At 67.3% G+C, this 22,130-nt stretch carries 19 protein-coding genes; 5 read left to right on the top strand and 14 right to left on the bottom strand.

What is annotated here, in order from left to right; all coding sequences use genetic code 11:
- Positions 1-75 precede the first annotated feature (75 nt).
- The 6 genes from ABD210_RS21950 to kdpF are packed head-to-tail and all read right to left on the bottom strand — an operon-like array spanning position 76 to position 7,862.
- On the bottom strand, positions 76-753 hold the full coding sequence (locus ABD210_RS21950) for a response regulator (RefSeq protein WP_344113775.1): 678 nt from the start codon (positions 751-753) through the stop codon (positions 76-78).
- A complete protein-coding gene (locus ABD210_RS21945) occupies positions 750-3,302 on the bottom strand; it encodes a sensor histidine kinase (protein WP_425552717.1) in 2,553 nt (850 codons plus the stop codon). Before ABD210_RS21945 ends, ABD210_RS21950 begins: the two co-directional genes overlap by 4 nt.
- 53 nt (positions 3,303-3,355) lie before the next feature.
- Positions 3,356-4,003, bottom strand: coding sequence for a K(+)-transporting ATPase subunit C (gene kdpC / locus ABD210_RS21940; protein ID WP_344113772.1), 648 nt, complete (start codon positions 4,001-4,003; stop codon positions 3,356-3,358).
- A 27-nt stretch (positions 4,004-4,030) separates the two neighbouring features.
- Positions 4,031-6,073: a potassium-transporting ATPase subunit KdpB gene (gene kdpB / locus ABD210_RS21935; protein ID WP_344114134.1), complete on the bottom strand. Its 2,043-nt coding sequence runs from the start codon at positions 6,071-6,073 to the stop codon at positions 4,031-4,033.
- Positions 6,074-6,111: 38 nt separating this feature from the next.
- Positions 6,112-7,773, bottom strand: a complete 1,662-nt coding sequence (kdpA, locus tag ABD210_RS21930; protein WP_344113771.1) for a potassium-transporting ATPase subunit KdpA — start codon at positions 7,771-7,773, stop codon at positions 6,112-6,114.
- On the bottom strand, positions 7,773-7,862 hold the full coding sequence (gene kdpF / locus ABD210_RS21925) for a K(+)-transporting ATPase subunit F (RefSeq protein WP_130442715.1): 90 nt from the start codon (positions 7,860-7,862) through the stop codon (positions 7,773-7,775). The genes kdpA and kdpF overlap by 1 nt, the downstream gene beginning before the upstream one ends.
- A gap of 346 nt (positions 7,863-8,208) precedes the next feature.
- On the opposite strand from kdpF, the gene ABD210_RS21920 reads away from it, so the two are divergent.
- The gene (locus ABD210_RS21920) at positions 8,209-8,352 is read left to right on the top strand and encodes a hypothetical protein (RefSeq protein ID WP_344113769.1); all 144 of its coding nucleotides are present in this window, start codon (positions 8,209-8,211) and stop codon (positions 8,350-8,352) included.
- A 90-nt stretch (positions 8,353-8,442) separates the two neighbouring features.
- Here the strand turns inward: ABD210_RS21920 and ABD210_RS21915 are convergent, their stop codons facing one another.
- Positions 8,443-9,450, bottom strand: a complete 1,008-nt coding sequence (locus ABD210_RS21915; protein WP_344113767.1) for a zinc-binding alcohol dehydrogenase family protein — start codon at positions 9,448-9,450, stop codon at positions 8,443-8,445.
- Between the two features lie 82 nt (positions 9,451-9,532).
- On the opposite strand from ABD210_RS21915, the gene ABD210_RS21910 reads away from it, so the two are divergent.
- Together ABD210_RS21910 and ABD210_RS32520 are read left to right on the top strand one after the other, a co-directional pair.
- A complete protein-coding gene (locus tag ABD210_RS21910; RefSeq protein ID WP_344113765.1) occupies positions 9,533-10,048 on the top strand; it encodes a sigma-70 family RNA polymerase sigma factor in 516 nt (171 codons plus the stop codon).
- Entirely contained in the window at positions 10,045-10,701 is a 657-nt protein-coding gene (locus tag ABD210_RS32520) for an anti-sigma factor family protein (protein WP_425552702.1), read from the top strand. Before ABD210_RS21910 ends, ABD210_RS32520 begins: the two co-directional genes overlap by 4 nt.
- A gap of 3 nt (positions 10,702-10,704) precedes the next feature.
- On the opposite strand, the gene ABD210_RS21905 is transcribed toward ABD210_RS32520, so the two are convergent.
- A complete protein-coding gene (locus tag ABD210_RS21905) occupies positions 10,705-10,905 on the bottom strand; it encodes a zf-HC2 domain-containing protein (protein ID WP_344113763.1) in 201 nt (66 codons plus the stop codon).
- Between the two features lie 352 nt (positions 10,906-11,257).
- Here ABD210_RS21905 and ABD210_RS21900 point away from each other — a divergent pair, with 352 nt between their 5' ends.
- Both ABD210_RS21900 and ABD210_RS21895 read left to right on the top strand, forming a co-directional pair.
- Positions 11,258-11,659 (top strand): COG4315 family predicted lipoprotein, encoded by a 402-nt coding sequence (locus ABD210_RS21900; RefSeq protein WP_344113762.1) that lies wholly within the window; start codon positions 11,258-11,260, stop codon positions 11,657-11,659.
- A gap of 56 nt (positions 11,660-11,715) precedes the next feature.
- Entirely contained in the window at positions 11,716-12,279 is a 564-nt protein-coding gene (locus tag ABD210_RS21895) for a nucleotidyltransferase family protein (RefSeq protein WP_344113761.1), read from the top strand.
- Here ABD210_RS21895 and ABD210_RS21890 read toward each other — a convergent pair.
- The 6 genes from ABD210_RS21890 to ABD210_RS21865 form a co-directional block, all read right to left on the bottom strand.
- Positions 12,207-13,409: an XdhC family protein gene (locus ABD210_RS21890; protein WP_344113760.1), complete on the bottom strand. Its 1,203-nt coding sequence runs from the start codon at positions 13,407-13,409 to the stop codon at positions 12,207-12,209. The genes ABD210_RS21895 and ABD210_RS21890 overlap by 73 nt on opposite strands.
- Entirely contained in the window at positions 13,402-15,042 is a 1,641-nt protein-coding gene (locus ABD210_RS21885; protein WP_344113759.1) for a long-chain fatty acid--CoA ligase, read from the bottom strand. Before ABD210_RS21885 ends, ABD210_RS21890 begins: the two co-directional genes overlap by 8 nt.
- Before the next feature lie 23 nt (positions 15,043-15,065).
- Entirely contained in the window at positions 15,066-15,542 is a 477-nt protein-coding gene (locus ABD210_RS21880; protein ID WP_344113757.1) for a (2Fe-2S)-binding protein, read from the bottom strand.
- 7 nt (positions 15,543-15,549) lie between these two features.
- Positions 15,550-17,892 (bottom strand): molybdopterin cofactor-binding domain-containing protein, encoded by a 2,343-nt coding sequence (locus tag ABD210_RS21875; RefSeq protein WP_344113756.1) that lies wholly within the window; start codon positions 17,890-17,892, stop codon positions 15,550-15,552.
- A gap of 124 nt (positions 17,893-18,016) precedes the next feature.
- On the bottom strand, positions 18,017-19,261 hold the full coding sequence (locus ABD210_RS21870) for a PucR family transcriptional regulator (RefSeq protein ID WP_344113755.1): 1,245 nt from the start codon (positions 19,259-19,261) through the stop codon (positions 18,017-18,019).
- Between the two features lie 84 nt (positions 19,262-19,345).
- Positions 19,346-22,093: a helix-turn-helix transcriptional regulator gene (locus ABD210_RS21865; RefSeq protein ID WP_344113754.1), complete on the bottom strand. Its 2,748-nt coding sequence runs from the start codon at positions 22,091-22,093 to the stop codon at positions 19,346-19,348.
- Between the last annotated feature and the right edge of the window lie 37 nt (positions 22,094-22,130).

Raw genomic sequence — 22,130 nt, 5'->3', positions numbered from 1 at the left:
ATCCATCGACGTACACGGCGTTGTCCACCACACCCACGACGCAACCAGCTCCTCACCCGGCACGAACGAAACTCATCAGGGCTCGAAGCGGTAACCCATGCCGGGCTCGGTCAGCAGATATACCGGCCGCGCCGGATCGGCTTCGAGCTTGCGGCGCAGCTGCCCCATGTAGAAGCGCAGATTGCCGCTCGCCGTCTCGTAGCCCGGCCCCCACACCTCAGTGAGGAGCTGGTGCTGGGTCATCAGCTTGCCGGGATGCCGGAGCAGTACCTCCAGCAGATGCCACTCGGTCGGCGTGAGATGGATGTCCTCACCACTGGCCAGCTCCACCCGCTTGGCGGACAGGTCTATCTGAGCGCCACCCAAGGTGACGACCGGCTGATCCGGGACCGGGTTGCGGCGCCGCAGGGCCGCGCGCAGCCGGGCGAGCAACTCGTCGACGCCGAACGGCTTGGTCATGTAGTCGTCGGCTCCGGCGTCGAGCGCTTCCACCTTGTCGGTGCTGTCTGTCCGTCCGGACAGCACCAGGATCGGCGCCTCGGTCCAGCCACGCAGCCCGCGGATCACCTCGACCCCGTCGAAGTCCGGGAGCCCGAGGTCGAGGATCACCAGGTCCGGCGGGTGTTGGGCCGCCACCTTGAGTGCCGACGCACCGCTGTCCGCGACCTGTACTTCGTATCGCCGGGCCCTCAGGTTGATCTGCAGCGCCCGCACGATCTGTGGCTCGTCGTCGACCACCAGCACCCTGGTCATTCGCGCTCCCCCGTCTCAGCTTCGGACCGCTCTCGGCTGCCCGGCACTGGAGCCTTGTCTGCTGTGGGCGCCGCGGCCGGCATCGAGACGACCATGGTCAGACCGCCGCCGGGGGTGTCCTCCGGCTGCAGGGTCCCGTGCATCGCCTCGGCCAATCCGCGGGCCAACGCCAAACCGAGGCCGACGCCAACCGTGTTGTCGGTGTCGCCCAGCCGCTGGAACGGCGCGAACACCCGGTCCCGGTCGGCGGCCGGGATCCCCGGCCCGCGATCGACGATCCGGATCTCGACCACGTCACCGAGCGCGCTCCCGATCAGTAGCGGCGGACGACTGGCCGGCGAGTACCTGATGGCGTTCGCCAGCAGATTGGCGATCACCCGCTCCAGCAAGTCCGGATCCGCCTCCACCAGCGGAAGGGTGTGGGGCATGTCCACTTTCACCTTGCCGCTGTCGTCACCCACCTCGGCCAGTACTGCGGGCATGATCTCGTCCAGCGCCATCGGACGGGTGAACACCGGCAAGGCACCGGCCTGGAGACGACTCAGGTCCAGCAGGTTGTCGACCAGACGGCTCAGGCGATCCAGCGACTCGTCCGCAGTCGTCAGCAGTTCGTCCCGCTCGGACTCGGTCCACTCGACGTCGCCGCTGCGAAGACTGGTGACCGATGCCTTGGCCGAGGCCAACGGTGAGCGCAGATCGTGGCCGACCGCCCGCAGCAGCGCAGTACGCAACTTGTCGGCCTCTGCTAGTGGCTTGGCCTCCGCGGCAGCTTCGCTCAAACGGGCCCGATCAACCAGGGCCGCGGCGTGGTCCGCGAAGGCGCCCACCAGCCGACGCTCGTCGGCTGCCAGCGACCGACCCTGCAGCACCAGCACGAGATCATCCCTGGCGGGGATCTCGGCATCGCCTTCCTCAGGCCGTCGGCAGGTCGCTGTGCCGGCTGAGGCGATCGGTCGCCAGGTCTCGGTCAGCTCGTCGGTGCTGACCCGCTCCATCAGACACACCCCGGTCATGCCGAAAGCCTCCCGTAGCCGCTCCATCAACGCGGGCAGGGCCGTCTCTCCGCGCAGGACCGTACCCGCCAGCGTCGCTAGCGTCTCCGACTCGGCTGTAGACCTGGCTGCCTGCCGGGTCCTTCGCGCGGCACGGTCGACGACAGAGCTGACCATGGCGGCGACCAGAACGAAGATCGCCAGCGCCAGCGCGTTGTTGGGCTCGGAGATCCTGAAGGTGCGGGTCGGCGGAGTGAAGAAGTAGTTCAGCACCACCGTGCCGGCGACCGCGGTCAGGAGCGCAGGCCACAGCCCGCCGACCAGTGCAACCACGACAACTGCGAGCAAGAAGGCGAGCACGTTGCTCGTCAGGTTCAGCGTGTCGCTACCGAGACCGAGCAGCAGGGCCAGCAACGGCGGCAGCAGAATAGCCAGCACGAAACCATAGGCTTGTCGCCGGCGCGAGAGGCTCCCACGCAACTGCGGCAGCCGGCCGCGACCCATCTCCGAATGGGTGACGATGTGGACGTCGATGTCGCCGGACTCACGGATGGTGCCGGCGCCGACGCCCGGCCCGAGCAACGACGAGAACCAGGGGCGGCGGCTGCCGCCAAGCACCAGTTGGGTGGCGTTCTCGGCGCGGGCGAAGGACAGCAGCGCGGCCGGTACGTCGTCGCCGACGGTCTGGTGATAGGTGCCGCCGAGGCTCTCGACCAGGCGACGTTGTTCGGCCAGCGCGGTCGGGTTGGCGCCGGTCAGTCCGTCTGACCGGGTGACGTGAACGGCGAGCAGGTCCCCTCCGGAGGACCGGGCAGCGATGCGGGCGGCACGCCGGATCAGGGTCTCGCCTTCGGGACCGCCCGTGAGCGCGACGACAACCCGTTCTCGCGCTTCCCACGTGGAGTCGATGTCATTTTGCAGCCGGTATTGCTGCAGGCCCGCGTCGACCCGGTCCGCCAGCCACAACAACGCCAGTTCGCGCAGGGCGGACAGGTTGCCGATCCGGAAGTAGTTGCCCAGGGCAGCATCCACCTTGTCGGCGGCGTAGACGTTGCCGTGCGCCATCCGTCGGCGCAGCGCCTCCGGCGTCATGTCGACCAGCTCGAGCTGATCGGCCGCCCGCACCACCCGGTCCGGCACCGTCTCCTGCTGGGGCACGCCGGTGATCTTCTCGACCACGTCGTTGATCGACTCGAGATGCTGGATATTGACCGCGGAGATCACATCGATCCCGGCGGTCAACAGCTCATCGATGTCCTGCCATCGCTTCTCGTTCCGGCTGCCCGGGACGTTGGTGTGCGCGAGCTCATCCACGACGGCGACCTCCGGCCGGCGGGCCAGCAGCGCATCCAGGTCCAGCTCGGTGAAACTTGCACCGCGATGGTCGAGGATGCGCCGCGGCACCACCTCCAAGCCGTCGAGCATGGCGGCGGTGTGTGGCCGGCCGTGAGTTTCCACGAAGCCGACCACCACGTCCGTGCCGCGTTGCCGTCGCCGTTGGGCCTCGCCCAGCATCTTGTAGGTCTTGCCGACGCCAGGCGCCGCACCAAGGTAGATCCGCAGATGCCCACGACCACTACCGCTCATGCACCCACCGTCTCGGTCGTGGCTCAACCCAGTGCGGACAGATCGTTGTTGAGCGTCACTACGTTGACCCTGGGCTCACCGAGGAATCCGAGCGTCCGGCCCTCGGTGTTCTGCTTCACCAACTGCTTGACCTGGGCAACGCTGAGTCCGCGCTCTCGCGCGACCCGGTTCACCTGCAACGCGGCGTACGCCGGGCTGATGTGCGGGTCGAGCCCGCTGCCGCTGGCAGTCACCGCGTCCGGCGGCACCTGCGACGGGTCCACCTGCTCGAGCGCCGCGACAGCCTGGCGCCGCTCGTTGACCGCGGTGAGCAGGTCGGCGTTGTTCGGCCCGTACTGCGAGGCCGCGCTGCCCATCGCGTCGTAGGCGACCGCGGACGGCCGGGTCTGGAACCACAGCGGGTCGGCCACCATCACCGGTTTGCCGGCGGCATCGACCTCGGGTTTGCCGTTCTTGACCGCCTGCTTGGTGTAGGCCTGCCCGATCAGGTCGGAGGCGACATCCTTACCGTTCACCTGCACGATCGAGCCGTTCGCATTGCCGTGGAACAGCACCTGGGCGGCTCCCGTCATCGCCAGCGGGTAGATGATGCCGAGGGCGATGGTGAAGACCACCAGGGCCCGGATCGCCACCCCGAACTGCCCGACCGAGCCGGGGAGTCTGCTAGCCATTGCTGTTTGCCTTTCTGAAGAGTGTCATCAGCCGATGCCCGGAATCAGGGAGATCAGCAGGTCGAGGAGCTTGATGCCGATGAACGGCGTGATCAGACCGCCGACGCCGTAGATCAGCAGGTTGCGCCGCAGCATCGCCGATGCCGACGACGGCTTGTACTGGACCCCACGCAGGGCCAGCGGCACCAGGGCCACGATCACCAGCGCGTTGAACACGATGGCCGACACGATCGCCGACTGGGGCGAGTGCAGCTGCATGACGTTCAGCTTGTCCAGCCCCGGGTACGCCGCAGCGAACAGGGCGGGCAGGATCGCGAAGTACTTGGCCACGTCGTTCGCGATCGAGAACGTGGTCAGTGAACCCCGGGTGATCAGCAACTGCTTGCCGATCTCGACGATCTCGATCAGCTTGGTCGGGTTGGAGTCCAGGTCGACCATGTTGCCGGCCTCCTTGGCGGCCGACGTCCCGCTGTTCATCGCGACCCCGACATCGGCCTGCGCCAGCGCCGGAGCATCGTTCGTGCCGTCACCCGTCATCGCGACGAGCCGCCCGCCCTCCTGCTCCTTCTTGATCAGCGCCATCTTGTCCTCGGGCGTCGCCTCGGCCAGGAAGTCGTCGACCCCGGCCTCCTCGGCGATCGCCTTCGCGGTCAGCTGGTTGTCGCCGGTGATCATCACGGTCCGGATGCCCATCGCCCGCATCTGGTCGAACCGCTCCCGCATGCCCGCCTTCACCACGTCCTTGAGGTGGATCACGCCGAGCGCTCGAGCCACTCCGTCCTTGCTGATGGCAACCACCAGCGGGGTGCCACCGGAGGCCGAGATGCCGTCGACGATCTCGCCGAGCGCGACGTCCGTCGCACCACCCTGGCCGTGGATCCAGGCGTTGACCGCGCCGGCTGCGCCCTTGCGGACCTGGCGGCCGTCGACGTCGACTCCGCTCATCCGGGTCTGCGCAGTGAACTCCACGAACGTCGCATGCGGCAACTCTCCGGTGTGCCGCTCACGTAGCCCGTACTGCGACTTCGCCAGCACGACGATCGACCGGCCCTCGGGGGTCTCGTCGGCCAGGCTCGACAACTGCGCCGCATCGGCCAACTCGGTCTCGCTGACCCCGGCCAACGGGATGAACTCCGAGGCCTGCCGGTTCCCGAGTGTGATGGTGCCGGTCTTGTCCAACAGCAGGGTGTTCACGTCACCGGCCGCCTCCACCGCACGACCGGACATCGCCAGCACGTTGCGCTGGACGAGCCGATCCATGCCGGCGATACCGATGGCGGACAGCAGCGCGCCGATGGTGGTGGGGATCAGGCAGACCAGCAGCGCGACCAGGACGACGATGCTCAGGTTGACCTTGGCGTAGTTGGCGAACGTCGGCAACGTGACGGTGGCGATCAGGAAGACGATCGTCAGACTCGCCAACAGGATGTTCAGGGCGATCTCGTTCGGCGTCTTCTGCCGCGACGCGCCCTCGACCAGCGCGATCATCCGGTCGATGAAGCTCTCCCCCGGCCTGGTGGTGATCTTGACGACGATCCGGTCCGACAGCACTTTGGTGCCGCCGGTGACGGCGCTACGATCGCCACCGGACTCGCGGATCACCGGCGCCGACTCACCGGTGATCGCCGACTCGTCCACACTGGCCACACCCTCGACGACGTCACCGTCACCGGGGATGATCTGACCTGCTTCAACGACCACCAGGTCACCGAGCTGTAGCGCGGTCGCGGGGACTTCCTCCTCCGCAGCGCCGTCGCCGGTCAGCCGACGAGCCGTGGTCTCGGTCTTCGCGCGTCGCAGCGTCTCGGCCTGGGCCTTGCCCCGCCCCTCGGCGACCGCCTCGGCCAGGTTGGCGAAGACGGCCGTGAGCCAGAGCCAGACCACGATCCACCAGACGAACACACTCGGGTCTTTGAAGGCGAGGATCGTGGAAGCGACGGCGCCCACCTCGACCACGAACATCACCGGGTTCTTCACCATCACCCGCGGGTCGAGCTTGCGCAGCGCGTCCGGCAGCGAGGTCAGCAGCATCTTCGGGTCGAACAGACCCGAGGCCGTCTTCTTCGCCACCTTCTCCGATGCCGGGGGTGGGGTCTTCAACAGCGTGGTCACAGTCCCTCCGCGAGGGGTCCGAGGGTGAGTGCGGGAAAGTAGGTCAGGCCGGTGACGATCAGCACGACGCCGATCAGCATCGCCACGAACAGTGCCTTGTGCGTGGGCAGCGTGCCCTGGGTGACCGGGACTGGCTGCTGCTTGGCGAAGGAGCCGGCCAGGGCCAGCACGAGGACGATCGGCACGAATCGCCCGAATGCCATCACCAGCCCGAGAGCGGTGTTGTAGAAGGGGATGTTCGCACTGATGCCGCCGAATGCGCTGCCGTTGTTGTTGCCGGCCGAGGTGAAGGCGTACAGCACTTCTGAGAATCCGTGCGGGCTGTCGGTGTTGAAGATCGACGCGCGCGCCACCGCCAGGCCCATCGCGACCGAGGCACCGACCAGTACGACGGTCGGCGTGGTCAGGATGTACAGCGAGACCAGCTTCATCTCCCGCGCGGTGATCTTCTTCCGCAGATACTCCGGCGTCCGGCCAACCATCAGCCCGGCGACGAAGACGGCCATCACCGCGAGCACGAGCATGCCGTACAGGCCGGACCCGGTACCGCCTGGTGTGACTTCGCCCAACATCATGTGGAACAGCGCAGTACCGCCGCCGAGCGGGGTGAACGAGTCGTGGGCGGAGTTGACCGCACCTGTCGACGTACCCGTGGTCGAGGTGGCGAACAGCGCGGACGCCCACTCGCCGAAGCGGGTCTCCTTGCCCTCCATCGCGGCACCCGCTGCCTGGGTCGCCGTACCTGCGCCCTGGGTCTCGAAGAAGGTCGCAGAGAACGTGAACGCCGCCCACAGCGTGCCCATCACGCCGAGGATCGCGTAACCCTGCCGCTTGTCCTTGACCATCAGGCCGAAGGTGCGGGTCAGAGCCACCGGGATCAGCAGCAGCAGGAAGATCTCGAACAGGTTGGACAGCGGGTTCGGGTTCTCGAACGGGTGACCGGAGTTGGCGTTGTAGAAGCCACCGCCGTTGGTGCCGATCTCTTTGATGATCTCCTGACTCGCGACCGGTCCACCGGGGATGGTCTGGGTCTGGCCGATCACCGAGGTCACCTCATGGCCGCCGGAGAAGTTCTGCACGATGCCCATCGCCACGAGCACCAGACCCCCGACGACAGCCATCGGCAGGAGGATCCGCAGTACGGTCCGGGTCAGGTCGACCCAGAAGTTGCCCAGCCGGTCCGTCCTGGACCGCGTGAAGCCGCGGATGAGCGCGATCGCGACGACGATGCCGACGGCGGCGGAGAGGAAGTTCTGCACCGCGAGGCCGGCGAACTGGACCAGGTGGCCCATCGTCACCTCGGGCGAGTACGACTGCCAGTCGGTGTTCGTGACGAAGGACACGGCGGTGTTGAACGCCAACCCCGACTCGACCCCGGGCAGTCCGAGGGAGAGCGGCAAGTGGTCCTGAAGCCGCTGGAGCAGGTAGAGCAGGATGACGCTGACGGCGGAGAAGGCGATCAGCGACCGGGCGTAGACCCCCCAGGTCTGGTCGGCTTTGGAGTCGACCCCCAGCAGTCGGTAGGCGCCGCGCTCGACCCGCAGGTCCTTGTCGGTGGTGTAAACCCGGGCCATGTATCCGCCCAGGGGACGGTAGACGGCCGCCAGGAGCGCGACCAAGAGGCCGACCTGCAACAGGCCGGCGGCGGTGTCGGACATCAGAACCTCTCGGGAAAGATCAACGCGGCGACGAGGTAGAGGACGAGGGCCGCGGCGACCACCAGGCCGGCGATGTTCTCGGCGCTCACAGCTTCTCCACCCCCCGCAGCGCGAACCAGATCGACGCGAAGACAGCTACACAGACCACGAGATAGACGAGGTCTTTCATCGGCCCCACTCCTCGGCATTGGTACTCATGACATTCACTGCACACCGCTGACTGCCCCGTCAGCAGCCTTCTCTCAGACTTCTCATAGGTGGCGCTGCAGCTCTCACGGGACTCTCACACCGCGCCACCGAAATCGGACGACTGGCCTCCGGCCGCGTGCTTCACTGCTCGCGTGCCGCGGCACAGCCACGGCGTACTGATCCGCAGACGTCCTGAAACACTCCACCCCGCTGAACCGATAGAGCCAGAGGGAGGAGTTGGACACGATGGTGACGAGTGAGGCTGCACGACGACTGATCGCGCTCCTGCGGATCCTGGAACGGGGGCCGTCCGGCCAAGGCGTCAACGGCGACGATGCCGTCCTGGACGCCTGGTTCGGCGCGCGCTCCCCGCTACCACGCTGTGACTGACAGTGCAGGGTCGGGGGTGAACCGAACCTCTGCTGTGCCCGTCACGGCCACGGCCAACGTCCAGTGACGCCCCCTCGGGCTACTGGCCGATCAGGTCCGCCACCAGCGATCCCGATGCCCGGCCGTGAGCAAGATCCGCCAAAGCCCGATCGATCTGGCCGAACGACACGACCGTGGTCCGGGGTACGACGGACAGACGAGCGGCCAGCCGGAACAGCTCCTCACCGTCGGCGCGGGTGTTCGAGGTGACACTGCGCAGTCGCGCTCCCGGAACAGATCGCGTTCGTAGTTCAGCGACGGCACGTCACTGAGGTAGATCCCGGCCACGGCCACCGTGCCGCCCGGCTTCAACGCCTGAAGTGCGAAGGGCACGATCTCGCCGGCGGGGGCGAAGACGATCGCCGAGTCCAGCGCGACCGGGGGCCTGTCCTGGGCACCACCGACATACGCGACGCCGAGCTCACGAGCCAGTGCCTGGTTCCCCTCTCCCCTGGTCATCACGAAGATCTCGGCGCCTTGCGCTGCCGCCAACTGTGCGGTGAGGTGTGCACTCGAACCGAACCCATAGATGCCGAGCCGACCGCCTGGCGGAAGTTTCGATCGGTTCAGTGCCCGGTAGCCGATGATCCCCGCACAGAGCAGCGGCGCAAGCTCCACCGGGCTCCGATCGGTCGGTAGCGCGTACGCGTAGTCCTGCGGGACGACCACATACTCCGCGAAACCACCGTCCGCGTCCCAACCGGTGTACTTCGACCACGGACACAGGTTCTCGGCTCCGCGTCTGCAGAACTCACACGATCCACAGGTCCGTCGCAGCCACGCGATCCCGATCCGATCCCCGACCTCGAACCTGTCGGCCCCGGCCGCACGGTCCACGACCTCCCCCACGGCCTGGTGTCCTGGTACGACGCCGGGGCGGCGCGGCTCGAGGTCTCCCTCGCACAGATGCAGGTCCGTCCGGCAAAGTCCGCAGGCAAGCACCCGGACGAGGACCTCTCCGGGCCCCGGCGACGGAACGGCACGGCGTACCAACCGCAGCGGGCCCTCATCGATCGGTCGCGGGCGCTCAACCGCCCAGGCATCCATCCCCTCGCTCATCCCCCGACCATGCCAGATCTGCGCGGGCGGCACTTCCCGAGTTGTGTGAACCATCGGCACCACCGCCGCGTAGTACTCGAGTGTGGACCGAGGATCCGCCGGCGAAGGGGACATCGGAGCGCTGTACGACCGGTTCGAGCGCCCGTTGTTCGGCTACGTCCTGCGCTCGGTCGGCGGCGACTATCAGTACGCGGAGGACATCGTCCAAGAGACGATGCTGCGCGCTTGGCAGAATTCGGACTCGCTCGACCCGGAGCGAGCCGGCCCTTGGCTCTTCACGGTTGCGCGGAACCTTGTCATCTCCGGGCATCGCAGGCGCAAGGCGCGCGCGGCTGAAGTACCGATCGTGGAGGAGGAGTTGCAGGCAGTCGGAGACGACATCGACCGGACCCTGCAGGCTTGGCAGGTCGCCGAGGTCCTCCGGGGACTGAGCCGCGAACACCGCGAGGTGATCGTCGAACTGTTCTATCGCCGGCGAACAGTCTCCGAAACAGCCACCCTCCTCCGGATTCCGGTCGGAACAGTGAAATCACGGAGCTTCTATGCGATGCACGCGCTGCGAGCGGCCCTGGAGGAGCGAGGAGTGACCAGCTCATGACTTGTCCGGAGGCTCAGGCGATCGGTGCCTACGTACTTGGTGCGCTCGACCCGGGGGAACACCATCAGATCGAACACCACATCCAAGGCTGCGCGAGCTGCACCGAGGCGGTCTTGCAATTCGCCCACCTCCCGGGAGTGCTGCACAAACTCACACTGGAAGATGTCTTGGCACTGCCGCTCGACGACGATCTCCAACCTGAAGGCGGCCGGCGGGTCAGGCGGCGGCCGTTCACTCCGAGGCGGATGATTCTCGCTGCTGCGGCGGTGGTCCTGTTTCTCGCCGGCGGACTGACCGGTCGCCAACTGGTCGGGTACTCGACAACTCCGTCACCGCAGGCGCGGGGAGGTGTCACCTGGTCCGCGACAGATGGCGTCGGCGGGATCGACGCCCTGGTGAAGCTCAGCAGGCGCGACTGGGGAACGGACATCAACCTACGCCTGAACGACCTGCAGCCAGGGCAGCGATGCACATTGGTCGTGCACACTCGCGGCGGACAGTCAGAGACCACAGGATGGTGGACGACGACAGCCAACGTACCTGAGGCGGACGTACCCGCCAGCTCGTCGTTCGCCATCTCAGAGATCACTCGCATAGACGTCGTCAACTCTGACAACAAGGTCATTACCTCTGTTTCGGACTCGACGCGATGACAGCTAACTGTCGGGCGTAGCTGCACGCTTGATGACATCGTCCAGGGTGAGCCGGTGCAGCAGCCCCGGCAGGTGCGCGACCTCGATCAGTTCCTGACGGCACATCGCGCACACACCGAGGTGCTGCTCCATCGCGAGACGCTCACGCAGGTCGAGTGCACCAAGAACATACGCACCGATCGAACTCGCCTCTCCACACCTCACGGGCCAGTCACCCCCTGCTCATGTCGGCTGCGCTTCAGCTGGCTAGTACGCCGAGCAGGAGCATTCGGTTCACCATCGTCACCAGGAAACGGCGACCTGAACCGATTCGACGTCGTTCGCGTATTCAGCCGCGAGAGGCCGCAGGTAGGCGGTCGGCTATCAGAAGGAGCCGGTGATGATGGTTGCCTCGCGCATCGGGTTCAGGCGGACGTCCAGCCGCCGCTGGATCCCCCGCGCCGCGGGCTTTGGTTTCGCAGCTCTCGCGTTCGCTGGGTGCAGCGGAGGTGGTGGGTACGGCGGCGGCCCAGCACCGACCGGCAGCTCTTCGGGACCTTCGTCGGGAACGGTGGCAGTGAAGGAAGTCCCGGACGTCGGCAGTGCGCTCGTGGACGGCGCAGGCAAGACCTTGTACTTCAGCGACCAGGAAGCAGCCGGGGCGATCAAGTGCGTAGGTGACTGCCTGGGATTCTGGTTCCCGGTGCCCGGTGATTCCACCACCGCCTCCACGGCCGCCGTACCGGGCCTCGCGGTGATCCATCGGCCGGACAACGGCATGGACCAACTGACCTATCACGGCAAGCCTCTGTACACCTTCAAACTCGACAATGGCCCAGCCCAACACAACGGACACAACCTCGACGACAGCTTCGGCAACGCCGAATTCACCTGGCGCGCCGCAAGCACCTCAGCCGCCGCAACCCCCAGCGACACCAAGGCACCGACTGGTTATGACTACGGCGGCAACGGCTATTGAGCGGCCGACCAGGTGCTAGCTGGCGGTCTGCCGATCGCGCCGGATACTGTGAGGCTATGAGTCCGGTCGGGGTGCTGCTTGCGGCCGGCGCCGGGACCCGGATGGGTAGGCCGAAGGCCCTCGTGCGGGACGCCGACGGTGTGCCTTGGGTGCTCCGGTCAGTCGATGTACTCCGCGCCGGCGGGTGCACCGGGATCGCCGTCGTGGTCGGCGCCGCGGCCGATCAGGTGGTGGACCTCCTTGCCGCTGCAGACGTCGCGATCGTGCCATCACTTTCCTGGCAGGACGGCGTTTCCGCTTCTCTGAAGAGCGGCCTGGCGTGGGCCGCCGCGACAGACGCTGACGCCGCCGTGGTCCACCTGGTCGATCTCCCGGACGTGGGCGCGGACGTCGTTCGTCGCGTCGTCGCGGCAGGCAGGAGCAATGATCCGACCCAGGTGCTGTTGCGGGCGGGCTTCCACGGATCGGGTGGGCATCCGGTGCTGCTGGGCCGAGCGCACTGGGCCGGCGCACTGGCCGCGGCGCATGGCGACCGCGGCGCAAACGCCTACCTCAACGCCGCCGGTTGCACGCTCGTTCCCTGCGAAGACCTTGCTGAGGGCAACGATCGTGATTCCTGACGTGCAGTGGCCCGGTCCACGGTCTCAGCGTGAATCCTCCCCAGGGTCGACGACAGCGGCTGTCCGCTGGCGTCGGAGCGGCTCGCGATGATCTCCGCCGCGATGGAGATCGCCGTCTCCTCAGGGGTCCGTGCGCCGAGATCCAGACCGATGGGTGAGGAAAGCCGGGCGAGCTCGGCCTCGGTCACGCCCACCGCTCGCAACCGGGACAGCCGATCGTCGTGGGTACGGCGCGAGCCCATCGCGCCGATGTAGCCGGCCTCGGTGCGCAACGCCACTTCCAGCAACGGCACGTCGAACTTCGGGTCGTGGGTCAGCACGCACAGTACGGTGCGGCGATCCACCAGGCCCTGTTCGAGGGCTTCTTCGAGGAAGCGGTGGGGCCAGCTGACCACTACCTCGTCCGCCTCGGGAAACCGCAGCCGGGTGGCGAACACTCCTCGCGCGTCGCACACGGTCACGTGGTAGCCGAGAAACTTGCCGACCCGGGCCACGGCCATCGCGAAGTCGATCGCGCCGAACACGAACATCCGCGGCGGTGGCGTGAACGCCTGTACGAACACCGCGACGTCGGTGCGCCCGCATTCGCCCTGTGCGCCGTAGTACCGGATCGCTGTGGCGCCCTGGTCAAGCATGCCCGCGGCGTCCTCAACCACGGCAGCGTCCAGGCGCCAGTCACCGAGGCTGCCAGCGACCCTGTCCGGCGAAACGACCAGTCGCCGGCCCAGGCGGTCTCCGGCAGTGACAACGGTCGCGACGGCGACCGGCCTACCCGAGTCGACCGCGTCGGACACCGCATCGAACTCGGCGTACGAGGCTAGGTCGACCGGCTCCACCAGGACCTCGATCATGCCGCCGCAGGTCAGGCCTACGGCGAACACGTCATCATCGGACACGCCGTACCGCCGTACCGACGGCAAGCCGGTCTGGATGACCTCATGAGCCACTTCATACACGTCGGCTTCGACACAGCCGCCCGACACGCTGCCCACCGCGACGCCGTCGCCGGAGACCGCCATCGCCGCGCCCGGCTGGCGAGGCGCTGAGTGGAACGTGTCGATGACCGTAGCCACTGCGAACCGGTCACCGTCGGCGTACCACTGCCGAATGTGTGGGAGAAGGTCACGCACGTCGACCCTCACCGGCCATGGGGTGCGTATCGGACGGCGCTGGGTAGAGCTGTTCCCGCAGGGTCTTCTTGGAGAACTTTCCGGTGCTGGTCTTGGGGACCTCGTCGACGAATCGGATTTCGTCGGGGAGCCACCACCGGGCGACACGGGGGCGCAGGTGCTCCAGGATGTCTTGGGCGGCCAGCACCGCCCCAGGCTTGACGACCACACAGGCGACAGGACGCTCCGACCATTTGACATCCGGCTTGGCGATCACGGCCGCCTCGGACACATCCGGGTGCGCCATGATGTGATTTTCCAACTCCACCGAGGAAATCCACTCGCCGCCAGACTTGACCAGGTCCTTGACCCGGTCGACCAGCCGCAGGTAGCCGTCCTCCTCGATCACCGCCACGTCCCCGGTGCGCAGCCAGCCGTCATCGGTGAAGTTCGGATCCGCGAGGCCGCCGAAGTAGCCGCTGGCGATCCAGGGGCCGGCGGCCTGCAACTCGCCCGCGGATACCCCGTCCCAGGCTTGTTCGGCTCCGCTGTCCGGGTCCACGATCCGCAGATCCACCAGCGGCACCGGCTGACCCTGGCTGGCCCGCACACGCTGCAACTCCTCCTGGGTGAGATCCGCGTGGTGTGAGCGCAGGGTCGCCGCGGTGCCGACCGGACTGGTCTCCGTCATCCCCCATGCCTGGGTGATCGGCAGCCCGATCGCCTCTCGCCATGACTCGGACAGGGCTGGCGGCACCGCCGACCCGCCGCCGACGACCAACCGCAGGCTGCTCAGGTCGTGCTCCTTCAACAGGGGCACCGCGCCCATCCAGATGGTGGGCACACCGGCGGTCAACGTCACCCGGTGCCGTTCGATGAGCCGCAGCAGCGCGGCCGGCGTCATCAACGGTCCAGGAAACACCAGGTCGGCGCCGGCGAATACAGCGGCATAGGGCAGGCCCCACGCGTTGACATGGAACATCGGTACGACCGGCAGCAGAACGTCCCGCTCGCTGAGCGCGAACACATCCGCGGTCAGGGGCATCAGTGAATGCAGAACGGTGGACCGATGCGAGTAGAGCACGCCCTTGGGGTTGCCGGTGGTGCCGGAGGTGTAGCACAGAGCGGCGGCGGTGTTCTCATCGTCGATCTGGAACTGTCCCTGCTTCGGCTCGGCCTCGGCCAGCAGGTTTTCATAGTCCAGCACCCGCGGGTCGGCCGGGATCGGTGTGTCGGCGCCGTCGTCCATCACCACGAAGAACCGCACCGACGGCAGTTGACCGGCCAGCGGCCACAGAACCGGCAACAGCGAGCGGTCCACGAAGATCACCTCGTCGTCGGCGTGCTGGACGATGTAGGTGAGCTGTTCGGCGAACAACCGGATGTTCAGCGTGTGCAGGATTCGCCCGGTGCAGGGCACGGCGAAGTACAACTCCAGGTGGCGCCGGGTGTTCCAGCCGAAGCTGCCTACGCGGGCCTGCGGACCGAGGTCGAGCTGGTCCAGGACGGTCGCGAGCCGTCGGACGCGCTGCGCCCACTCGGCGTAGGTGACGGTGTCCTCGCCGGTGGCGGTCGCGGTCACGATGTTCTTGTGACCGAACAGTCGCTCGGCGCGGTGGAACACGTGCGGCAGTGCCAGCGGTCGATCCTGCATCAGGCCGTGCATCATCCGGACCCTCACATGCCCTTGGCGCCGGCCTTGATGGCCTCGCGAATACGGGAGTAGGTGCCGCACCGGCAGATATTGCGCAGCTCGTCGAGGTCCGCGTCGGCGATCTCGTGGCCCTCCGCGCGAGCCTGCTTGACCTTGGCCACGGCTGCCATGATCTGGCCGGGCTGGCAGTAGCCGCACTGGGAGACGTCATTGTCCAGCCAGGCCTGCTGCATCGGGTGCAGGTCCTTGCCGACAGTCGCCGGCAGGCCTTCGATGGTGGTGATCTCATCGGTCGGCTGGATGTCTTTGACCTGCACCGAGCATGGGTTGAACGCTTTGCCGTTGATGTGAGAGGTGCAGGACTTGCAGACCTCGAGCGCGCATCCGTATTTCGGGCCGGTGACGCCGAGCAGGTCGCGGAGAACCCACAGGAGCCGGACGTTGTCCTCGGCCTCGACGCTGATCTGCTTGCCGTTGAGCTTGAAAGTGTGCGTGGGCATGGATTCCTCAGAAGGTGTGGTCGAGGCCGTCGGTCGGCGACTGCGGGGTGGACGGCTCCAGCGGCAACGGTTCGAAGCCGAGCGTGCCGTGGTTGATCGGGAAATACGTCGGCATGGTTCCGGTGGCGCGGGCATAGGCACACGCGACCGCGGCGAAAGCCGGCGCGACCGCCAGCTCGCCGGCGCCGCTGGGACTGTCACTGGTGTTGGGCATGATGACGACCTGTACGTCCGGCGGCGTGTTCCACTCCCGGGTGTAGAAGTAGTCGTCCCAGCTACCTTCCAGGGGAATGCCGTTCTTGATGTGCAGGCTCGAGGTCAGCGCGAGCGCGATGGCGTCCTGCAGGCCGCCGATCATCTGCGCTTCCAGCCCGCGAGGGTTGATGCAGAAGCCGGGATCGACCACGATCAGGGCCTTGGTCACCCGGGGCCCGCTCACGCCGTGCCGAATGGGCCTGTTCACCGTTTCCGGCCGGCAGTCGATCTCTACCAGCGTTGCGACGGCGCCCCGGTACTCCGCGTGCAGCCCGACGCCCTGGGCCGTGCCCTTCGGCATCGCCTTACCCCATTGGCCGACCTCGGCCGCCTTGTTCAGCACCGCCAGCAACCGCTGATCCTTCAGGAAGTTGCGGCGGAACCGCACCGGGTCCTGGCCCAACTTCGCGGCCAGCCGGTCGACCACGAGCTCCTCGGCACAAACCACGTTCGGCGAGTAGATATTGCGCATGCTGCCAGTGTTGAACTTCAGCGGGACCTCGTTGAGCAGCTGCGTGGTGACGCCGAAGTTGTACGGCGAGGACTGGCTGAGCGCGAAGATCGTCTCGGCGAACGACAGGTTGCCGCCAACCGGAAGGTGCGCGGCGGTCGAGGTGATCATCTCGCCGAGTCCGTGACCGAAGTCGGTCTGCACACTCGTGTGCCGCTGCTCGTAGCTGAGCACGTTGCCGGCCAGGTAGTTCACTCGCACGCGCGACGTGCACATCGGGTGAACGCGCCCCTGGCGGAAGTTGTCTGTGCGCGACCAGGACAGCTTCACCGGCTTGCCCATCTTCTGGGAGATCTCCGCCGCCTCGGCTGCCACATCATGGAACAGGTGCCGGCCGAAAGAGCCGCCACCTTGGATGACGTGCACCTTCACCGCGTCGATCGGCAGACCGAGCTGTTTGGCGATGTCCTCCTGAGCGACGATCGGCACCTTGAGGCTGGACCAGATCTCCGCCTTGTCCGGCCGAACATCCGCAATCGCACAGTCCGGTTCGAGCGGGCTGTTGCTGGCGAAGGCGAAGACGAACTCGGCGTCGATCGTGCTCGACAGCAGCGGCGGCACGGCCATCGGCAACTGGGCCGCGCGCAGCTTCGCCAGGACGGTGGCATCGGACTCGGCGTCAACCGTGCCGGGACCCCAGGTCGCGTCGACCACCTGGATCGCGTCGATGCACTGGCCGAACGTCTCGCCTCGGATCGCCACACCGTGGGTGATGGCGACGACGTCGGTGATGCCCGGCATCGCACGCACGGCGGCGAGATTGTGGACCGACTTCACCGTGCCGTTGATCGTCGGCGGCCGGGCCACCATGGTCGGTTTCGCGTTCGGGACCTGCATGTCCATCCCGAACTGCTTGCTGCCGGTGACGATGTCGAGGGCGTCGACGCGGTTGTGCGGGCGTCCAAGGACGGTGAACTGGGACTTGGACTTGAGGTGGGCCGACACCGTGATCGTCTGGGAACTGGCGGCCGCCCGGGCCAATGACCCGTAAGTCGCGGTTCGTCCGCTCGGGCCACTGACCACACCATCGTGGGTTGCCAGCTGGCTGGCCGACACACCCCATTGCGCGGCGGCCGTCTCCACCAGGCGCTGCCGCGCGATCGCGGCGGCCGTGCGGACCGGGATGTACATGCTGCGCATCGAGTTCGAACCGCCGGTCAGCTGATTCATCAGCAACTCCGGCCGCGCGTCGGCGAGGCCGATGGTGATCTTGTCCATCGGCAGGTCCAGCTCCTCGGCGACCATCATCGCGATCGCGGTGGTCACGCCCTGGCCGACCTCGGCCCTGGGTACTGCGAAGAACGCGGTGCCGTCGGTCTTCAGCTCGACCGAGATCAGGCCGGATGTCGGTGCCGCGGCGAGGTTCTGCAAATCCCCGAGGTCGAAAATGTCCTCCGGCTGCGGCAGCGAGGGAACCGCGGCATCCGCCTTCCGTGGGTCGGTCGAGTCGGCGATCCAGCTCACACCGACCGCCAGGGTGGGCGCGGCGATCAGATACCCGAGGACGCGCCGGCGTGTCACCCGTCCACCTTCGTCGGCGGGGCTCTCGGCGGGGTGGTGCGGCGAACGCCGGTGTTCGGCCATGAAGAATTCCTCCGTGCTGGACCAATGCTGGGAACGCAGTCTGGCACCGCGGACGGCATCACGGCATGGCCAGGACGCCTACGTTTGGCTCAGCCGGACTGTGCACAACGCACAGCCGGAGGGATCAGCGGCTCTGGGGCGGAAACAGCCGGATGGCACGCAGCGCGAGGCCGAGCTCCACCTGGAAGGCCGCGTCGGTCAGGTTGCGGCCGGTGATCTGATGGATCCGGTGGAGCCGATTGATCACCGTGTTGCGGTGGCAGTGCGCCAACTCGGCTGTGCGCCGGACGGAACCGCCCGCGGTCACCCACCTCTCAAGGGTGTCGAGCAGTAATTCACGCTCGGCAGCGGGTACCTTCATGAGCGGCACCAGCCACGTCCGGACGAGTTGCTCGGCCAGCTCCGGAGCACTGAGTAGCAACGCCTCGGGCAGCCGTTCCGTCAGCGACGCCACGCCCACCTGACCAGCCGGCAGGGTTCGCCGAGCCAGCGTCGCCTGATGGTAGGCAGCGTCCACATCGGCCAGTCCAGCTACGACACTGGACAGGCCGGCAGGCGCGTGTACCGCGTCGCGCAGCGATCGGAGTACCGCGTCCAAAGATTGCGCGCCCAGGGCAAGCAACCCGACGACAGTGTGCGTACGCACCTGCCACGCCGAGGCGACTCGTACGCCGGCCAACCGCCGTTTGAGCGAGGCAGCCGTGCAGTCATCGTCGATCAGGTTGTCGATCGCCACGACCGCGTAGGGGCCATTCACCGGGATGTCGAGGACTGTCGCGGCCTCCTGGACGAAAACTCGGTCCTTCGCGCGGCCATGCAGCAACCCTTCCCACAGCGTCGATCTGCGTCGCTCGTCGGCGCGGACGAGCTGGCGCTCTGCGTTGTGATAAGCGATCGCCACCTGCGAGGACGTGTTGTCGACGACCTCCCAGACCTTGCTCGCGATCTCCAGCAGCGCATCGGAGTCGACCACGCCCTGCGCACGGGCCTCGTCAATCAGTGCCTCCCACACCAACCGCCCGCCGAGACGGAACGAACGGAGCACGTCATCCAGCGGCATCCGCTGCTCGGCCCGGCGCCGCCCGGTCTCATGCGCCGCATCGAAGTATTCATCGGTTGCGGACCGGCCCGGGCGGCGATCCGCACCGGCGATCATCTGCACAACCCGGGCGACGTTGTCGTGACATGACTGCCACAGGTCATCCGGCGGAACCGAGTCCACCTCGCGATAGGCAGGGTTCTGCTCGTAGATGGTTTCTACAAGCGCGTCGGTTACCGCAGGCAGGTGAAGCAGCACGCTGCCGGCCAATGACTCCGCAGTCCGCGGCGTCACAGGCTCCGCTGCGTCCCGACGTGCCACCTCACTCATGGTTGGCACAGCATCGCACACCGTTCTCACGTCTCACAGTCCCCTGCCGGTCCCTCGCGGTCCACGATGGCCCGCGTTCAGGCCTCAACGGGTCGGTAGGGCGTCCTGGAGACCCCTCCGCGAGGTGATGTGCAGCTTCGCGAAGACCTTGCGCAGGTGCCACTCGACGGTCCGGGCGCTGAGGTAGAGCTCCTCGCCGATCTCGCCATTGGTGCGTCCGTCTCGTGCCAACCGAGCGATGTGGAGTTCCTGTGCGGTGAGACCGTTCTGAGCGTCAGGTTTGCGTCTGCGGACCGAGTCGCCAACGGCCAGCAGTTCCCTGCGTGCACGCTCGGCGAAGGCCTCGGCACCCATTTCGGTGAACAGGTCGTGAGCGGTTCGCAGTTGTTCACGGGCATCAAGCCGTCGGTCCTCGCGACGCAGCCACTCGCCGTACAGCAGGTGTGCCCGGGCGAGCTCTGGCCGCAGCGGCGTACGAGCGAACCGCTCGACGGCTTCGAGGTAGCAACTGTCCGCCACCGTCCCCTTGCTGAGGAGGGCTCGCGAGCGCGCCGCGATGGCCGCGGCCCAATCGGAACCCTTCAGAGTGACGTCCGTCAGTCGTTGGAGCGCATCGTCGGCGAGCTCCGGTCTTCCGCTTCGCGCCGCGGACTCGACCACCTCGGCGAGCCCCCACCTCGTGAAAACAACGTAGTCCTCCTGCACGCTGCGCAGCGCTGCGGTCAACGCCGCGGTGTACCGGCCAAGCCCGTTGTTGAGAATTGCGGTGGCCAGGTAAGCGCTTTGTTGTCCGAGCCCTTCGCCGCGCGCGAGCGCCTCGTCAGCGGCCTTGGCGATGAGCCGGGTGGCCTGGTCCGCACGGCCTCGGTAAGCGGCCAGAACCAGGGCGCCGTACGACGTTCTGCTGGTCCCCGTCGCCTTCTTCAGGGCGTCCTCCTCGACGCCGAGAGAGGTTGCCAACTCCAGGTCGCCGGACAAGGTCGCCATCACCCGTTGCAGATTCAGTGCGGTCGCCAGCGGAGCCAGGGCGCCGGATGACCGGGCGACCTCGGCCTGGCGCGCGCTCAACTTGGTCCAGGTCTCGTAGTCCCACAGGCTGAGCGCGGCCATCGAGGCAAGGATTCCCCAATGAAACCACTGGTCCGGAGACAATTGACCGCGGAGGATTCCGTCCACTGCCCGGCGTAGAGCGGGCGCTGCGGCCGCAGGGCCGGCCGTGATAGAAACCGCCAGGCCTTCGAGCAGGTAGTCACCCGACTGCAGGCCTGCTGGTGGCGGAGGGGCCGCCTGCGCGGCCGTCACGACGTCGATCAGCCGGCCACCGAGCCGCGCCAGGCCACCCGCCACCGCCGCAGCCGCCGCGGCGTCGAGATAGGTGTTCAGTGCGAGACGGATGTCGAGAGACTCGAGTTTCCTGGCAGCCTGGAGCAGCCGTACCGGCGCCTCCCGGCCGGCGCTCGCCGCGCGGTCGACCTGACCACGGAGCAGGTCGACCTGGGCGCCCTGCAACTCGTCGACGGCGGCTGCCTCGGCCTCGGCCAGCAAGCTGAGCGCCGTGCCGAACGCGCCTGCGTGCAGGTGCGCGTGTGCGGCAGCGAGGATCCGGTCCGCCCGTAGCCTGGGACTTGGGGTCAAAGCGGCTGACCGCTGCAGGAACGCAGCCGCGGCCGCCAGCCCCGCGCGGTCCTGCGCTCGGCCCGCCGAACGCTCGAGCTCGGCGGCCAAGTCCTTGTCCGGTCCGGTCGCTGCAGCGGCCAGATGCCAGATCCGACGGTCTGGATCCTGCTGTGCATCGGTCACCGAGGCGATCGCCAGGTGCGCTGCGCGGCGCTCCGCCGGGGAGGCGACTGCCTGAACAGCGGACCGCACCACTGGATGCCGGAACTTCACCCTGGAACTGATGTCGAGCAACTTCTCCGTCTCGGCTGCCTCTGCAGCCTCTCGTGTCACTCCGAGCGTCTGCGCTGCGCGCCACAACAACGTCGCATCTCCGGTGGGATCGGTGGCCGCCAGCAGCATCAGTTGCCGAGTTGGCTCAGGCAGGGCCAGCAACCGCCGCACGTAGAGGTCTTGAAGGTGACCTGACAGCGTGGCTGTCGGTGGGACGGCGAAGCCGCCTGCCAGCTCCGCGGCGCTCATTGCTCTCGGCAGTTCCAGAAGGCTCAGAGGGTTTCCGCCGGTCTCTGCGATGATGCGGTCCCGGACTTGCGCGTCCAGTTGGCCGGAGACGGTGGCGGTGAGTAGATCGCGGGCGTCATCGTCACTCAGCCCTTCGAGAGCCAGGGTCGGCAGACCCTCGAACAGCTGTACGTCGGACTCCTCGCGGACTGCGAACACCAGCAGGACGGATTCGGCCAGAAGGCGCCGGCCGACGAATCCGAGTACTTGCGAGCTGGCTTCATCAAGCCATTGGGCGTCGTCGACCAGACAGACCAGCGGCCGCTTGGCGGCGACTTCGGCGAGTGAGCTCAGTACGGCGAGACCCACCAGGAACCGACCCGGAATGCTGCCGTCAGCAAGCCCGAGGGCCACCCGGAGCGCCCGCTCCTGCGGCTCGGGCAGAGGCGGAAGTTCCTTCAGCAGCGGAGTGCACAGCTGATGGAGGGCCGCGAACGGCAACTCGAGCTCGGACTCGACCCCGGCGATCTGCGCGACCTGGCAATCGGAGGCTTGGTCGGCGCAGTAGTGCATCAGCGCGGTCTTCCCCATCCCTGCCTCACCCCGGATGACCAGCACCGCGCTCTCACCGCCCCGGATACAGCCGAGGGCGCGGTCGATCTCCTGGCGCTCGCGTGAACGCCCATGCAGGACCGGTCCCGGCGGTGCAACCACGTCGTCATGATAGGACCGGCAGGCAGGACCGGGAACG

The sequence above is a fragment of the Kribbella alba genome, assembly GCF_039529635.1.
Lineage (GTDB): Bacteria > Actinomycetota > Actinomycetes > Propionibacteriales > Kribbellaceae > Kribbella > Kribbella alba.
This window is presented reverse-complemented; position numbering and strand designations above follow the sequence as displayed.

Bases quoted from the DNA above. Each gene is read 5' to 3' on its own strand.
- ABD210_RS21950 (WP_344113775.1), bottom strand. From the start codon at position 753: ATGACCAGGGTGCTGGTGGTCGACGACGAGCCACAGATCGTGCGGGCG.
- kdpC (WP_344113772.1), bottom strand. From the start codon at position 4,003: ATGGCTAGCAGACTCCCCGGCTCGGTCGGGCAGTTCGGGGTGGCGATC.
- kdpA (WP_344113771.1), bottom strand. From the start codon at position 7,773: ATGTCCGACACCGCCGCCGGCCTGTTGCAGGTCGGCCTCTTGGTCGCG.
- ABD210_RS21920 (WP_344113769.1), top strand. From the start codon at position 8,209: ATGGTGACGAGTGAGGCTGCACGACGACTGATCGCGCTCCTGCGGATC.
- ABD210_RS21915 (WP_344113767.1), bottom strand. From the start codon at position 9,450: ATGAGCGAGGGGATGGATGCCTGGGCGGTTGAGCGCCCGCGACCGATC.
- ABD210_RS32520 (WP_425552702.1), top strand. From the start codon at position 10,045: ATGACTTGTCCGGAGGCTCAGGCGATCGGTGCCTACGTACTTGGTGCG.
- ABD210_RS21895 (WP_344113761.1), top strand. From the start codon at position 11,716: ATGAGTCCGGTCGGGGTGCTGCTTGCGGCCGGCGCCGGGACCCGGATG.
- ABD210_RS21885 (WP_344113759.1), bottom strand. From the start codon at position 15,042: ATGCAGGATCGACCGCTGGCACTGCCGCACGTGTTCCACCGCGCCGAG.
- ABD210_RS21880 (WP_344113757.1), bottom strand. From the start codon at position 15,542: ATGCCCACGCACACTTTCAAGCTCAACGGCAAGCAGATCAGCGTCGAG.
- ABD210_RS21875 (WP_344113756.1), bottom strand. From the start codon at position 17,892: ATGGCCGAACACCGGCGTTCGCCGCACCACCCCGCCGAGAGCCCCGCC.
- ABD210_RS21870 (WP_344113755.1), bottom strand. From the start codon at position 19,261: ATGAGTGAGGTGGCACGTCGGGACGCAGCGGAGCCTGTGACGCCGCGG.